The sequence below is a fragment of the Streptomyces sp. NPDC017246 genome, assembly GCF_044331325.1.
Classification (GTDB): domain Bacteria; phylum Actinomycetota; class Actinomycetes; order Streptomycetales; family Streptomycetaceae; genus Streptomyces.
On sequence record NZ_JBIRMW010000011.1, the window covers coordinates 95611 to 110673 of the forward strand.

Sequence of the window (15063 nt, forward strand, 5' to 3'; positions counted from 1 at the left end):
TTCTGTACGCACGCGAGTCTAGGCCCTGCTAAAGGGACCGTAAGCAGTCGCGTACACGTGCGTACGAGCGGTGCACAGGCGGTACGCGCCGCGTGACCGCCGCGGTACGTGCGCGGTACGCACGCGGTGCCGGTGGGGATATCCCCCCTCCCGCTCACCCACCTCCCCCATGGCGTCGCGCGGGCGGCGACCGGCAGTCTGGGGAGCATGACCGCTGATCATGACTCCGTCGCCCCCGCCGGGCTCTCCGGACCCTCCGGACCCTCCGGACCCTCCGGGTCCGCCCTCGCCCCGCCTCCGCCGAAGCGCACCGCCTACGGGAGGGAGACCTGGAAGGAGATCGCCTTCCTCCTCTCCAATCTCCTCACCGCGCTGGCCGGTTTCGTCTACGCGGTCGTGAGCGTGCTCCTCGGCGTCGGTCTGTCGGTCACCGTGATCGGCCTTCCGCTGCTCGCCCTCGGGCTCGGCGGCGCGCGCCTGGTCGGCCGGTCGGAGCGGGCGCGGGCCCGGGCGCTGCTCGGGGTCGAGATCGCCGAGCCGTCCCCGCTGCCGAGGCGCGGCGGCTTCTTCGGCTGGCTGTGGACCACGCTGAAGGACCCGGTGGCCTGGCGGACCCAGCTGTACGGGCTGATCCGGCTGCCCTGGGGAATCGTGACGTTCACGGTGGCGCTGGTCTCGCTCATCGTGCTCTGGCCCGTACTGCCCTTCATCTCCCGGGGCCTGGCGAGCGCCGACCGGGGCATGGTCCGGGGGCTGCTCTCGCCCTCCGACGAACTGGAGCGGCGGATCGCCGAGCTGGAGTCGGACCGGGGCGTGGTCGTCGACACCGCCGCCGCCGACCTGCGGCGCATCGAACGCGATCTGCACGACGGGGCGCAGGCCCGGCTCGTCGCCCTCGCGATGGGCCTCGGCCTGGCGAAGGAGAAGCTCCTCGACGACCCCGAGACGGCCGCGGCGATGGTCGGCGAGGCGCACGGCGAGGTGAAGCTCGCCCTCCAGGAGCTGCGGGACCTCGCCCGGGGCATCCACCCGGCGGTCCTCACCGACCGCGGGCTGAGCGCCGCCCTCTCGTCGGTCTCGGCGCGCTGCACGGTGCCGGTGAAGGTGACGGTGGATCTCGCGGAGCGGCCGGCGGAGGCGATCGAGGGCATCGCGTACTTCACGGTGTCCGAGCTGCTCCAGAACGTGTCCAAGCACGCGCGTGCCCGGTCCGCGTCCGTGGAGGTGTGGCGGGCGGAGGACCGGCTGATGCTCCAGGTCCGCGACGACGGGGCGGGCGGGGCGCGCTTCGACGGCGGCACGGGGCTCGCCGGGCTCGCGGAGCGGCTCGGGGCGGTGGACGGGCTGCTGGTCCTGGACTCGCCGGACGGCGGCCCCACGACGGTGACGGCGGAACTGCCCTGGCGCTCCCGCCCGGGGGCGTGAACCTGCCGGTGCCGGGCGGCCGGCGTCGGTCGGCGGCCGGGTGCGGGGGCACGTCCGCCTGCCCGGGCCCCGGAGACGTCTCCGGGGCCCGGGCACGTCTCCGGCCGACGGCCCGGGCAGGTCCGCGGCCCGTACGTGAGCTGCCCGTAGCCGGTAGGTAGGGAAAACCCCCGCCCGCAGACGCCCACCCGCCTCATGGTCCGGCGGGGCGTGGGACGGAACCCTGGAACACGTACCGACCTCCCCTTCCGATCCGCACCTCCTGAGCAGAGAAGGACCCCCCCATGGCCTCCCACCGACTCCCCGCCGCGATCCGCGCGCCGTTCGAGGCACGCACCTGGCGGGCCTTCCTCTACGTGCTGATCGGGCTGCCGCTGAGCGTCCTCTGGTTCGCGCTCTCCGTCTCCTTCGTCTCGGCCGGCGCCGGGCTGCTCATCACCTTCCTCGGCGTGCCGATCCTGGCCGGCGCCCTCGCCATGTGCCGGGGCTTCGGCGTGGTCGAGCGGACCAGGGCGCGCGCGCTCCTCGGGCTCGACGTGCGGGCTCCCGAGCCGGTGCGGGGCAAGACCGGCGGGGCCTTCTCCTGGATGGGCGCGATGCTGAAGAGCGGGGCCTCCTGGCGGCACCTGCTGTACGCGGTCGTGCACATGCCGTGGGCGGTGTCCTCGTTCTCGGTGACGGTGGCGTTCTTCGCCTGGGGCTGGAGCCTCTTCACGTATCCGCTGTGGCAGTGGGTCTTCCCGATGTACGCGGGGCAGGCCGGACTCCAGCTGTACGGCGACGGGTCCCACGACCTCTACCTCGACTCTGCCTTCGAGATCACGGTCACCAGTCTCGTCGGGCTGCTGTTCGTGATGGCCGGGCCCTGGCTGCTGCGCGGCTTCGTCGCCGTCGACCGGCTCCTGGTCTCCGGGCTGCTCGGCCCGTCCCGGCTCGCCTCCCGTGTCACCGAGCTGGAGTCGGACCGGGGCGTGGTCGTCGACACCGCCGCCGCCGACCTGCGGCGCATCGAGCGGGATCTGCACGACGGGGCGCAGGCCCGGCTGGCCGCGCTCGCCATGGACCTTGGGCTGGCGAAGGAGAAGCTCGCGGAGGACCCGCGGGCGGCGGCGGTGCTGGTCGACGAGGCGCACGGCGAGGTGAAGCTCGCCCTCCAGGAGCTGCGGGACCTGGCCCGGGGCATCCACCCGGCGGTGCTCACCGACCGCGGCCTGGACGCGGCGCTGTCCGCGGTCGCCTCGCGGTGCGCGGTGCCGGTGTCGGTGTCGGTGGATCTGCCGGCGCGGCCGGTGCAGGCGATCGAGGGGATCGCGTACTTCACGGTCTCGGAGCTGCTCCAGAACGTGTCCAAGCACGCGCGGGCGCGGCGGGCCTGGGTGGAGGTGTGGCGGACCGGGGACCGGCTGATGCTCCAGGTGCGGGACGACGGGGCCGGTGGGGCGGAGACGGTGGCGGGGCACGGGCTGTCCTCGCTCTCCGACCGGGTGGGCGCGGTGGACGGGGTGCTCGCGGTGGACTCGCCCGCGGGCGGGCCCACGACGGTGACGGTCGAGCTGCCCTGGCGGGCGTAGCCGCGTCGCCGCCGGTCGCCCCGGGGCCCTTGGGCCCCGGGGCTTCTCCTCGTGCGCGGTCCCGCGGTCGCGGGCGCGTGGGCGGGGCCGGGGTGGACACGGTCGGGCGGGAAGAGCCCAAGGGGCACTTGGCCGAGACAGGGTGGGCGCGGCGGCGGGGATGCCATGCTGGTGGCCTCAACGGACAACAGGGCATGGGGGGCTGTACGGCGTGGGTGTGGATCAAGGGGTCGGACGCGTGCGGGTGGTCATCGCCGAGGATTCCGTGCTGTTGCGGGAGGGCCTGACCAGGCTGCTGACCGATCTGGGGCACGAGGTCGTCGCGGGTGTAGGGGACGGGGAGGCGCTCGTCGAGACCGTCGCGAAGCTCGCGGCCGAGGGCGCGCTGCCGGACGTCGTGGTCGCGGACGTACGGATGCCGCCGACGCACACGGACGAGGGTGTCCGTGCGGCGGTGCGGCTGCGGAAGGAGCATCCGGGTCTCGGTGTCCTCGTGCTGTCGCAGTACGTGGAGGAGCAGTACGCCACCGAACTTCTGGCCGGTTCCAGCCGAGGTGTGGGGTATCTGCTGAAGGACCGGGTCGCGGAGGTCCGTGAGTTCGTGGACGCGGTCGTGCGGGTCGCCGGCGGCGGTACGGCGCTGGATCCGGAGGTCGTGCAGCAGTTGCTCGGCCGGAGCCGTCAGCAGGACGTGCTCGCGAATCTGACGCCGCGCGAGCGGGAGGTCCTGGGTCTGATGGCGGAGGGCCGGACGAACTCGGCGATCGCGAAAGCGCTGGTGGTGAGCGACGGCGCGGTGGAGAAGCACATCAGCAACATCTTCCTGAAGCTGGGGCTCTCGCCGAGTGACGGCGATCATCGGCGGGTACTGGCGGTGTTGACGTATCTGAAATCCTGACGATCTGACACTCTGTCAGATAGCCCGGAGACCGGGAGGGCGTCCGCCGCCGCCCGAAGGTCCCAGGACGAAGGATGAGGCGGAATCCGACTTTCCGGAACACTCCGGGTGGCGACAGAACGTGACGATTCAGGGCAAGAGGGCGTCTCAAAAAGAGGTCCATGATGTGAGAAGTCCCGGGAGGGCCCTCCTTACCGTCGTAGGGTGGGCCTCGGGACGGACGGTGATCGGCCGACCGCATCCCGAGCCTCTCCCGCCTCCGGCGGAGAGTCCCCTTGCCGCGAGGGAGGTCCAGTTCAGTGACCAGCCAGGTCAGTAGCGAGGCCGGTGAGGCCCTGCTCGGGGAGCAGCGCAGCGCCCCGGCGAAGCCCCACCACGGCACCGAGAAGGAAGTGCGCCGGCTCGACCGCGTGATCATCCGCTTCGCGGGTGACTCCGGTGACGGTATGCAGCTCACAGGTGACCGCTTCACCTCGGAGACGGCGTCCTTCGGGAACGACCTCTCCACGCTGCCGAACTTCCCGGCCGAGATCCGGGCACCCGCCGGAACCCTGCCGGGCGTCTCGTCCTTCCAGCTGCACTTCGCCGACCACGACATCCTGACCCCGGGCGACGCCCCGAACGTGCTGGTCGCGATGAACCCCGCCGCCCTGAAGGCCAACATCGGGGACGTACCGCGCGGTGGCGAGATCATCGTCAACACCGATGAATTCGCCAAGCGCGCCATGGCCAAGGTCGGCTACGCGGCCTCGCCCCTGGAAGACGGTTCGCTGGACGGCTACCGGGTCCACCCGGTGCCGCTGACCACGCTGACCGTCGAGGCCCTCAAGAACTTCGGTCTCTCCCGGAAGGAGGCCGAGCGCTCCAAGAACATGTTCGCGCTCGGACTGCTGTCCTGGATGTACCACCGGCCGACCGAGGGCACCGAGACCTTCCTGCGGCAGAAGTTCGCGAAGAAGCCGCAGATCGCCGAGGCGAACATCGTCGCCTTCCGGGCCGGCTGGAACTTCGGCGAGACCACCGAGGACTTCGCCGTCTCCTACGAGATCGCCCCCGCGACCCGGGCCTTCCCCACCGGCACCTACCGGAACATCTCGGGGAACCTGGCCCTCTCGTACGGTCTGGTCGCCGCCTCCCGCCAGGCGGACCTGCCCCTCTACCTGGGCTCGTACCCGATCACCCCGGCCTCCGACATCCTCCACGAGCTGTCCAGGCACAAGAACTTCGGTGTGCGCACCTTCCAGGCCGAGGACGAGATCGCCGGCATCGGCGCGGCGCTCGGCGCGGCCTTCGGCGGCTCCCTCGCCGTGACGACGACCAGCGGCCCCGGTGTGGCGCTCAAGTCGGAGACGATCGGCCTCGCGGTCTCCCTGGAGCTGCCGCTGCTGATCGTGGACATCCAGCGCGGCGGCCCGTCCACCGGTCTGCCCACCAAGACCGAGCAGGCCGACCTCCTCCAGGCCATGTACGGGCGCAACGGCGAGGCCCCGGTCCCGATCGTCGCCCCGCGGACGCCCGCCGACTGCTTCGACGCGGCGATCGAGGCGGCCCGGATCGCCCTCACCTACCGCACGCCCGTCTTCCTGCTCTCCGACGGCTACCTCGCCAACGGCTCCGAGCCCTGGCGCATCCCGGACGTCGGGGAACTCCCCGACCTGCGGACGCAGTTCGCCACCGGCCCGAACCACGAGCTGGCCGACGGCACCGAGGTCTTCTGGCCGTACAAGCGCGACCCGGAGACCCTCGCCCGCCCGTGGGCCGTGCCCGGCACACCCGGCCTCGAACACCGCATCGGCGGCATCGAGAAGCAGGACGGCACCGGGAACATCTCGTACGACCCCGCCAACCACGAGTTCATGGTCCGCACCCGGCAGGCCAAGATCGACGGCATCGACGTCCCCGACATCGAGGTCGACGACCCGGACGGCGCCCGCACCCTGGTGCTCGGCTGGGGCTCCACCTACGGGCCGATCACGGCGGCCGTCCGCCGTCTCAGGGTCGCCGGGCTGCCCATCGCCCAGGCCCATCTGAGCCACCTCAACCCCTTCCCGAAGAACCTCGGGGAGGTCCTGAAGAGGTACGAGAAGGTCGTCGTCCCGGAGATGAACCTCGGCCAGCTCGCCACCCTCGTCCGGGCGAAGTACCTCGTCGACGCCCGCAGCCACACCCAGGTCAACGGGATGCCGTTCAAGGCCGAGCAGCTCGCCGCCGCTCTCAAGGAGGCCATCGATGCCTGAGCCCCTCCTCCACCTGGTGCCCAAGGCCGAGGCCCAGCAGACGATGAAGGACTTCAAGTCCGACCAGGAGGTGCGGTGGTGCCCCGGCTGCGGTGATTACGCGGTCCTGGCCGCCGTCCAGGGCTTCATGCCCGAGCTCGGGCTGGCGAAGGAGAACATCGTCTTCGTCTCCGGCATCGGCTGCTCCTCCCGCTTCCCGTACTACATGAACACCTACGGGATGCACTCGATCCACGGCCGCGCCCCGGCCATCGCCACCGGCCTCGCCACCTCCCGCCGCGACCTCTCCGTCTGGGTCGTCACGGGCGACGGCGACGCGCTCTCCATCGGCGGCAACCACCTCATCCACGCCCTGCGCCGCAACGTCAACCTGAAGATCCTGCTCTTCAACAACCGGATCTACGGGCTGACCAAGGGCCAGTACTCGCCCACCTCCGAGGTCGGCAAGATCACCAAGTCGACGCCGATGGGCTCGCTCGACGCGCCCTTCAACCCGGTGTCCCTGGCGCTCGGCGCGGAGGCGTCCTTCGTGGCCCGCACGGTCGACTCCGACCGCAAGCACCTCACCGAGGTGCTGCGGCAGGCCGCCGACCACAACGGCACGGCGCTCGTCGAGATCTACCAGAACTGCAACATCTTCAACGACGGCGCGTTCGAGGTCCTCAAGGACAAGGACCAGGCCAAGGAGGCGGTCATCCGCCTCGAACACGGGCAGCCGATCCGCTTCGGCGCCGAGAACGAGAAGGGCGTCGTCCGCGACCAGGCGACCGGGGACCTCCAGGTCGTCACGGTCACCGCGGAGAACGAGTCGCGGATCCTGATCCACGACGCCCACGCCACCACCCCCACCACCGCCTTCGCCCTCTCCCGCCTCGCGGACCCGGACACCCTCCACCAGACCCCCATCGGGGTCTTCCGTTCGGTGGACCGCCCGGTGTACGACACGCTCATGGCGGACCAGCTGGAGACGGCGGTGGAGCAGTACGGCAAGGGCGACCTGAGCCAGTTGCTCGCCGGGAACGACACCTGGACGGTCGTCGGCTGACGCCCGCCCGCGCGGTCAGTCGCGCTTCGCCGCCTCGGCGAACGGGCCGAGGCAGCGAGGCTTTCCGGACGTGATCCGCCAGAGGGTCAGTCCTTGCAGGACGGTCGTCGAGTTCTCGCTGGCCCGGGAGTGGTAGGACCTCGCCACTCCCTTGTACATCTTGTGCTCCTTCAGGAACGCGTACGACATCGCCGCGCCCGGGTACTTCGCGTTCCTCTTGACCGCGGTACCCAGCGCCTGCACCGTCCAGTACAGGGCGTCGTACGACTCCACCGCGAACCGGTCGACCGGATCCGTGGCCGCGAGCCGCCAGCGCCTGCGGTACGCGGCCGCGAACTCCTTCGCGGCCGGGACCGTGTCGGCGTCGGTGTAGCCCGCCCCGAAGTACCAGCCCTCGGCGGCCGGACCCGCCACGGCGAGGAACTCCGGCTGGAGCGCGGGCTCGACGCTTCCGCGCGGGCCCTCGTATCCCTGCTGCCGCAGCGCCCTGGCGCACAGGGCGGCCCGGCGCGGCGACTTCCCCACGTACACCACGCCCGTCGGGGAGGTGGCGAGCGCGGCCCGGACCGCCGGGCCGAAATCCTCGCTGTCCGCCGCGACCCGGTGCACGGTGGCCGTGCCGCCGGCGGGAGGCGAGTCCTTCAGGTTCCGGGCGGCGAGCCAGCTGTAGGTGCCGGCCGCCCGGTCCTCGATGACGGCGGTGCGGCCCAGACCGTGCTCGGTGAGGTAGCGGCCGAAGGGCGCCACCATCACGTCGGGGTAGGGCCGCACTTCGAAGTAGGTGCGCGTCCCCGGCGTCTGACCCCGGATCACCCCGTCCGCGACCGAGGCCACGAGGCTCAGCACCGGCACCCTGGAATCGACGAGCGCGTTCGCCGCCTCGACGGCCGTCTCGGTGGTCGTCGGGCCGAGGACGGCGACCAGGGCCGGGTCCTTGAGGAGGGTGCGGGCCCCGGCGGCGGCCCGCTCGGGGACTCCCCCGTCGTCCGTCACCTTGAGGATCAGGTCGAAGGGCCGGTCCGCGCGGGCGTTGAAGGTCTCCGCGGCGAGGCGCAGTCCGCGTTCCTGGGCGCGCCCGTCCGACTTGCCGGGGCCGCTGAGGTCGGTGAGGACACCGAGCGTGTACGCCGCCCTCGGCGCCCCCGTACCGCCGCCGGTGCCGCCGTCCGGGTCGCGGCCGAGCAGCCAGGCGGTGAGGCCGCCCGTGCCCGCGACGGCCCCGGCCGCTCCGAGCACCAGAAAGCGGCGTCGCGAAGTCCCCTGCTGCTCGCCGGGGTTGAGAACGGTCGGATCGGCGACCGGCAGGTCCAGGACCCGTGACGAGCGCTGGGCGATCAGGGCGGGCAGACCGGTCGGCAGCCAGTCGCCCGCCGCCGGCCCCTCGTACGGACCGAGGACGTCCCGTACCTCGGCGGTGCCCGGCCGGCCGGCGGCGTCCTTGGCGAGACAGGCCGCGACCAGGGGCAGCAGCGGTCCGGGCAGGCCGTCGAGGTCGGGCTCCTCATGGACGGTGCGGTAGACGACCGAGGCCACCCCGCCCGTACCGAAGGGGCGGCGTCCGGTCAGCGCGTACGCGAGGACGCAGCCGAGCGAGAAGACGTCGCTGGCCGGTCCGACCTCGCCGGCCCCCAGGGCGCGGGCCTGCTCGGGGGCGAGGAAGCCGGGGGTGCCGATCATGGCGTCGGTGGCCGTGAGCGCGGTCGCCCCGGCGGTCCTGGCGATGCCGAAGTCGATCAGCCGGGGCCCGTCGAGGGCGAGCAGCACGTTCCCGGGCTTGACGTCCCGGTGGACGAGTCCGGCCGTGTGCATGTCGGCGAGGGCGTCGGCGAGTCGCGCGCCGAGCGCCCGCACGGTCGGCTCGGGCAGGGCGCCGTGCAGGGCGACGGCCTCGGCGAGCGAGGGCCCGGGCACGTACTCGGTCGCGAGCCACGGCTCCCGGGCCTCCGGATCGGCGCCGAGGACGCGGACGACCCAGCGGCCGGTGATCCGCTCGGCGGCCCGCGCCTCGCGGCGGAACCGCTCCCGGAAGCCGGGGTCGGTGGCGTGCTCGGCGCGGATGAGCTTGAGCGCGGCGAGCGCCCCGCCGGCGGAACGGGCGAGGTAGACCACGCCCATGCCGCCGGCGCCGAGCCGCCCGAGCAGCCGGTAGCCGGCGATCGAGGAGGGATCGGCCTTCTTGAGTGGCTGCACGCTCAGGCCTTCTTGGGCTTGTTGGGTTCCGCGGGCGCGGGGCCGAGGTACTTGTAGGCCCCGTTCTGCACGCCGTAGAGGAAGGTGCCCATACCTCTGAGCTCGCCGTTGTCGGCGAACGAGTAACTGCCCATGGCTCCGGTGTACTCCTGCTTGCGCAGCGCCTCCCACAGGCCCTTGCGGGTGAGCGGGCCCTTGGCGGCGTTCGAGGAGAGCCAGGACGTGACCAGGTTGACCACGTCGAAGGACTCGCCGGTGTAGAAGGCGGGGGTGGTGCCGTAGCGCGTGCGGTAGGCGTCGAGGAAGTCCTGGGCGGACTTGCGGTCGGCCGCTTTCTGCTTGGTGTCGGCGGCCCGCTGGACGGGGTCGACGACGGGCGCGCAGACGAACCAGCCCTCGGCGGCGCTCCCGGCCTCCTTCAGGAATTCCGATCCGAAGACGTGCTGGCCGGCGAACCGGGGCCCCTTGAATCCGAGTTGTGTCAGGGCGCGGGCGGCGAGCACGGCCGTGGAGCGGACACCGCAGTGGACGTATGCGTCGATGCCGGCGTCGATCATCTCGCCGATGATCCGGCGGTAGTCGGTGGTCCGGGCCGGGACCACCCGGAAGTGCGGCTCGATGCCGGCGTACCTGAATCCGAAGCGGGCGCCGGCGGTGCACTGCCAGGCGTACTGGTCGTCGGTGCGTTCCTGGAGGACGCCCGGGCGCCGGATCTGCGGCAGCAGCGTGGTGGACCAGGAGAGGTAGGTGCCCGCCAGGATGTGGTTCGGGACGGCGCGGAGCACGGTCGTGTTCGGCGAGGAGGAGGCGTCGTCGCGCAGGGTGAAGAGGTTGTAGCCCGCCGAGGTGGTGAGGAGCGGCATGCCGGCCTCCTCGAAGGCGGGGAGCCCGGCGACGCCGGTGGCGTCGGAGGTGGGGCCGAGGGTGGCGATCACGGAGGGGTCGGAGGTGAGCCGGCGGGCGGCGGCGAGGGCGCCGGCGGCCTCCCCGCGGTCGTCGGAGACCTTGAGTTCGAGGGTGAAGGGCTTGCCCTTGTGCACGGCGTTGAACCGCTCGACGGCGAGCCGGGCACCGCGCTCCTGGGCCCGGCCGATCTCCCGGGCGGGCCCGGAGAGGTCGGCGAGGACGCCGATGGCCCAGGTGTTCCGGGGCTTCGCCGCGGGGGGCTTCCCGTCGGTGTCGTCCCGCCCGGAGTTCCACAGGGCGTACGCGCCGGCGCCCGCCGCGAGCACCGCGGCACCGGCGCCGAGCAGCAGGAAGCCGCGCCTGCTGGGCCCGGCCGGGGCGGCGGCGTCCGTGCCGTGCGCGGTCGGGTCGATGGCGGGAAGCGCCAGCATGGCCGTCGAGCGGGTGGCGATGGTGGTGACGACGGGCGCGGGCAGCCAGTCGGAGGGGGCGCCCGGGGTGTCCTCGGTGAGCCGGGCGGCGATCTCCTCGGCGGTGGGGCGCGCGGCCGGTTCCTTGGCGAGGCACTGCCGTACGAGGTCGAGCAGCGGCTCCGGTACGCCGGTGAGGTCGGGCTCGTCGTGCACGGTCCGGTAGAGGAGGGCGTCCAGGGCGCCCGTACCGAACGGCGGGCGGCCGGTGGTCGCGAAAGCGAGCAGACAGCCGAGGGCGAAGACGTCGGAGGCGGGGCCGATCTCGGCGGCGCGGGCCTCGGCCTGCTCGGGGGCGAGGAAGCCGGGCGTGCCGACGATCATGTCGGCCGAGGTCAGCCCGGTCTCCCCGGTCGCACGGGCGATGCCGAAGTCGATCAGCCGGGGGCCGTCGACGGCGAGCAGGATGTTGCCGGGCTTCACGTCACGGTGGACGATCCCGGCCGCGTGGACGGCGGCGAGCGCGCGGGCGACGGCACCACCGAGGATCCGTACGCTCCGCTCGGGCAGCGGCCCGTGGGCGAGAACGGCCTCGCCGAGGGACGGGCCCGGCACGAAGGCGGTGGCCATCCACGGCTCGGGGGCGTCGGGATCGGCGCCGGTCACGGGGACCGCCCAGGGGCTGACGACCCGGCGGGCGGCCTCGACCTCGCGGCGGAAGCGGGCCCGGAAGTCGGCCTGGTCGGCCTGGTCGGCGTGGGTGACCTTGACGGCGGCGAGCTCGCCGCTGTCGGTGCGGCCGAGGTAGACGACGCCCATGCCGCCGGCGCCGAGGCGGCCCAGGAGGCGGTAGCCGGCGATCGTCGAAGGGTCGGAGGGCAGGAGCGCCTGGAGGGCGCCGGGCTGGGCGCCGGGCTGGGGGCCGGGCTGGGCCATCGGGCTCACGACTGGGCTCCCCACTGCTTCTTGACGCGGTCCTGCATGATGACGTTGGCCCGGACCTGGGCGTCGGTGGTCTTCGCCTCGGTGTAGCCGGGGGCTCCCTTGATGACGGTGGCGAAGCTGACCTGCCCGACGCGGGTCTGGAACCAGGTGTAGAACTGCGGTTTCTTGAAGGCGTCGTTGAGGTACGAGCCGCGCTCGACGAGGAGGTCGTCCGTGGTGGACTGCTCGTCGTAAGGGGGGCTGACCGACGTGAGGCCGCTGATGCGTTCGCCCTCGCGCAGCCGCTGGTCGGTGCAGCGCAGCGCCTCCTCCAGGGTTCCGGCCATCTCCCAGTCGGCGTCGGACTCGGTGCGGTGGATGGTGACGGTGGCGGCGACGCGCAGGGCTCCCTTGCCGCCCGCGGCCGGGATCTCGCTGTAGGCGGTGACGCTGTAGAGGACGGAGCCCGGCAGGCTGCCCGCTTCCCAGGTGCAGTTCGCGTCGAGGACCGGCCAGGAGCCGGGGGCGCTGAGGAACGAGCCGCGCTTGACGTACTCGGGCCCCCAGGCGTCCGGCCCCGCCACGACGGCGAGTGCCAGCCGCTTCGCGTCGGCCGCGGTGCGCGGGGCCTTCTTCGGGTCCAGGGTGACGCGCGGTCCGCTCGGCGTCGGGGACGGGGTCGGCGTCCCGGACGCGCTGGTGCTCGGTGTTCTTCGGGGCGGTTTCCCGTCGCCCCCGCCGTCTCCCGGCGAACAGGCCGCCAGGAGTGCCATGCCCGCCGCCAGCACGGCAGCGGTGCGCAGCGCTCTTCCGTACGTGCCCCTCACGATTCCCCCACGGTCGCTCACACGATCCCCCGGTCGGTGAAGGAGATCGTACGGCTCCGCGGATCAACTGGGCGGGGCTACAACGTCATTGGGACGCTTCTCGCACCGTGTCGTAACGCACACGCGCCTCCTCCACCTCGTCGAGGCTGCTCGCGGTCCACCGGGCGAGCTCCCAGACGCGGCGGGCGGCCTCCTCGCCGAGTCCGGTGAGGCTGTAGTCGACGCGGGGCGGGATGACGGGCTTGGCGTCGCGGTGGACGAAGCCGTCGCGCTCCAGGGTCTGGAGGGTCTGCGTGAGCATCTTCTCGCTGACGCCGCCGACCGCGCGGCGCAGCTCGCTGAAGCGGTACGAGCGCTCCCGCAGGGCGATCAGGATGAGGACGCCCCAGCGGCTGGTGACGTGCTCCAGGACGCGGCGCTCCGGGCACATGGCGTCCGTCACGACGGCCCGCGGCAGGTCGAGCGGCACTTTTCCACTTACTCCCATACCAGTACCTTACTTCAAAGTGGGTACTTACGAAAAGTTAGCGCCAGCCGTACGGTGAGTACATCGCCCGGCGCACCCCGCGCCTCCCACCGGAAGAAGGAAGCACCATGAGCATCGTCGTCACCGGAGCCACCGGACAGCTCGGCCGTCTCGTCGTCGACGCCCTCCTCACCGGCGGGTCCGCCGTCCCCGCCGAGTCCGTCGCCGTCGTCGTCCGCGACAAGGAGAAGGCCGCCGACCTCGCGGAGCGCGGTGTCGAGCTGCGCATCGCCGACTACAGCCGCCCGGAGACCCTGGCCGAGGCCTTCGAGGCCGGTGACCGGGTGCTGCTCATCTCGGGCAGCGAGGTCGGGCGGCGCGTCGCCCAGCACGCCGCCGTGATCGACGCGGCCAAGGCCGCGGGCGTCGCCCAGCTCGCGTACACCGGAGTCCTCGGCGGTGACGAGGCCGACTTCGACCTGGCCGCGGAGCACAAGGAGTCCGAGCGGCTGATCCTCGCCTCGGGCCTGCCCTACACCTTCCTCCGCAACGGCTGGTACACCGAGAACTACACCGCCAACCTCGCCCCCGTCCTGGCCCACGGCGCCGTCGTCGCCAACGCGGGCGAGGGCCGGATCGCCTCCGCCGCCCGCGCCGACTACGCCGCCGCCGCGGCCGCCGTCCTGACCGGCCCCGCCGAGGAGCACCTGAACAAGGCCTACGAGCTGAGCGGCGACACCGCCTGGTCGCTCGCCGAGTACGCGGCCGAGGTCGCCGCGCAGACCGGCCAGGAGATCACGTACAGCAACGTGCCCGCCGAGGCGCACCTCGCGATCCTCACCGGCGCCGGGGTCCCGGAGCCCTTCGCCGCGATCCTGGTCGACGTCGACCGGGCCGTCGAGCACGGCGCGCTCGCCCTGCGGACCGGCGACCTGGCCCGCCTGATCGGCCGCCCGACCACCCCGATCGCCGTGACGATCAAGGAAGCGCTGAGCGCTTCCTGATCCGCTCCCCCGGACGTCATGACCGTATTGCGGTACGGGCATGACAACCCGCCCCGTGCGGCGCTACCTTCGACAGGACAGCGCGGCACAGGGCGGGAGGTCCGGTGAAGACGGATAACGAGGAACGAGCAGGATTGCTCTACGGGATCGGCGCCTACGGCATGTGGGGGCTGGTCCCGCTCTTCTGGCCGCTCCTCAAGCCCGCGGGGGCGATCGAGATCCTCGCCCACCGGATGGTGTGGTCCCTGGCCTTCGTCGGCCTCGCCCTGCTCGCGCTGCGCCGCTGGGGCTGGATACGCGAGCTCGTCCGCAGCCCGCGCAAGCTCGGCCTGATCACCGTCGCCGCCGCCGTGATCACCGTGAACTGGGGCCTGTACATCTGGTCCGTGAACACGGGCCATGTCGTCGAGGCCTCCCTCGGCTACTTCATCAACCCGCTCGTCACCATCGCCCTCGGCGTCCTCGTCCTCAAGGAACGACTGCGGCCCGCGCAGTGGGCGGCGGTCGGCGTCGGCTTCGCCGCCGTCCTGGTCCTCGCGATCGGGTACGGGCAGCCGCCCTGGATCTCGCTCACCCTCGCCTTCTCCTTCGCGGTCTACGGCCTGGTGAAGAAGAAGGTCAACATCGGCGGCCTGGAGTCGCTGGCCGCCGAGACCGCCGTCCAGTTCCTGCCCGCCCTCGGCTACCTCGTCTGGCTCGGCACCCGGGACGACCTCGCCTTCGGCTCCCACGGCGCCGGCCACACGGCCCTGCTCGCCGCCACCGGCATCGTCACCGCGGTCCCGCTCGTCTGCTTCGGGGCGGCGGCGATCCGCGTCCCCCTGTCGACGCTCGGCCTCCTCCAGTACCTCGCGCCGACCTTCCAGTTCCTGCTCGGGATCCTCTACTTCCACGAGGCGATGCCGCCGGAGCGCTGGGCGGGCTTCGCCCTCGTCTGGCTGGCCCTGACGATCCTCACCTGGGACGCCCTGCGCACGGCCCGCCGGAGCCGGGCGGCGGTCGAGGCGGCGAAGTGGACGGCCGCTTCGGACGAGGTGGCGGCGCAGGTGGCGGTCGAGGTGGCGGCATCGGCATCGGCATCGGCATCGGTCGAGGAGACCCCGGTTTCCGCGCCGCCCGCCCCTACGGGCCGCTGACGCCGGCCCCCACAGGGCCCGCCC

The 15063-nt window shown here is 72.6% G+C and carries 11 protein-coding genes; 7 read left to right on the forward strand and 4 right to left on the reverse strand.

The features are described 5' to 3' along the window. The first annotated feature begins 207 nt into the window (after window positions 1–207). The 5 genes from ACH4MY_RS24875 to ACH4MY_RS24895 all read left to right on the forward strand — a co-directional run bounded on the left by ACH4MY_RS24875 (window position 208) and on the right by ACH4MY_RS24895 (window position 7176). Window positions 208–1425, forward strand: a complete 1218-nt coding sequence (locus ACH4MY_RS24875; protein WP_398005911.1) for a sensor histidine kinase — start codon at window positions 208–210, stop codon at window positions 1423–1425. Window positions 1426–1709: 284 nt separating this feature from the next. Continuing rightward, window positions 1710–2996: a sensor histidine kinase gene (locus tag ACH4MY_RS24880; RefSeq protein ID WP_398005912.1), complete on the forward strand. Its 1287-nt coding sequence runs from the start codon at window positions 1710–1712 to the stop codon at window positions 2994–2996. A 238-nt stretch (window positions 2997–3234) separates the two neighbouring features. Beyond that, window positions 3235–3894, forward strand: coding sequence for a response regulator transcription factor (locus ACH4MY_RS24885; RefSeq protein WP_189831682.1), 660 nt, complete (start codon window positions 3235–3237; stop codon window positions 3892–3894). A 299-nt stretch (window positions 3895–4193) separates the two neighbouring features. Continuing rightward, window positions 4194–6131 carry a 2-oxoacid:acceptor oxidoreductase subunit alpha gene (locus tag ACH4MY_RS24890; RefSeq protein WP_398005913.1) on the forward strand — a complete coding sequence of 646 codons (1938 nt, stop codon included), beginning with the start codon at window positions 4194–4196 and terminating at the stop codon, window positions 6129–6131. Then, window positions 6124–7176, forward strand: coding sequence for a 2-oxoacid:ferredoxin oxidoreductase subunit beta (locus tag ACH4MY_RS24895; protein ID WP_398005914.1), 1053 nt, complete (start codon window positions 6124–6126; stop codon window positions 7174–7176). The genes ACH4MY_RS24890 and ACH4MY_RS24895 overlap by 8 nt, the downstream gene beginning before the upstream one ends. Window positions 7177–7191: 15 nt before the next feature. Here ACH4MY_RS24895 and ACH4MY_RS24900 read toward each other — a convergent pair whose 3' ends face one another. The 4 genes from ACH4MY_RS24900 to ACH4MY_RS24915 all read right to left on the reverse strand — a co-directional run bounded on the left by ACH4MY_RS24900 (window position 7192) and on the right by ACH4MY_RS24915 (window position 12920). Further along, a complete protein-coding gene (locus tag ACH4MY_RS24900; RefSeq protein WP_398005915.1) occupies window positions 7192–9366 on the reverse strand; it encodes a bifunctional serine/threonine-protein kinase/ABC transporter substrate-binding protein in 2175 nt (724 codons plus the stop codon). Between the two features lie 2 nt (window positions 9367–9368). Further along, the gene (locus tag ACH4MY_RS24905; RefSeq protein WP_398006087.1) at window positions 9369–11618 is read right to left on the reverse strand and encodes a bifunctional serine/threonine-protein kinase/ABC transporter substrate-binding protein; all 2250 of its coding nucleotides are present in this window, start codon (window positions 11616–11618) and stop codon (window positions 9369–9371) included. A 5-nt stretch (window positions 11619–11623) separates the two neighbouring features. Further along, window positions 11624–12433 (reverse strand): hypothetical protein, encoded by an 810-nt coding sequence (locus ACH4MY_RS24910; protein ID WP_398005916.1) that lies wholly within the window; start codon window positions 12431–12433, stop codon window positions 11624–11626. Between the two features lie 85 nt (window positions 12434–12518). Then, a complete protein-coding gene (locus tag ACH4MY_RS24915) occupies window positions 12519–12920 on the reverse strand; it encodes a winged helix-turn-helix transcriptional regulator (RefSeq protein WP_398005917.1) in 402 nt (133 codons plus the stop codon). Between the two features lie 107 nt (window positions 12921–13027). On the opposite strand from ACH4MY_RS24915, the gene ACH4MY_RS24920 reads away from it, so the two are divergent. Beyond that, entirely contained in the window at window positions 13028–13903 is an 876-nt protein-coding gene (locus ACH4MY_RS24920) for an NmrA family NAD(P)-binding protein (protein WP_398005918.1), read from the forward strand. Between the two features lie 104 nt (window positions 13904–14007). Further along, a complete protein-coding gene (gene rarD / locus ACH4MY_RS24925) occupies window positions 14008–15039 on the forward strand; it encodes an EamA family transporter RarD (protein WP_398005919.1) in 1032 nt (343 codons plus the stop codon). Window positions 15040–15063 lie beyond the last annotated feature (24 nt).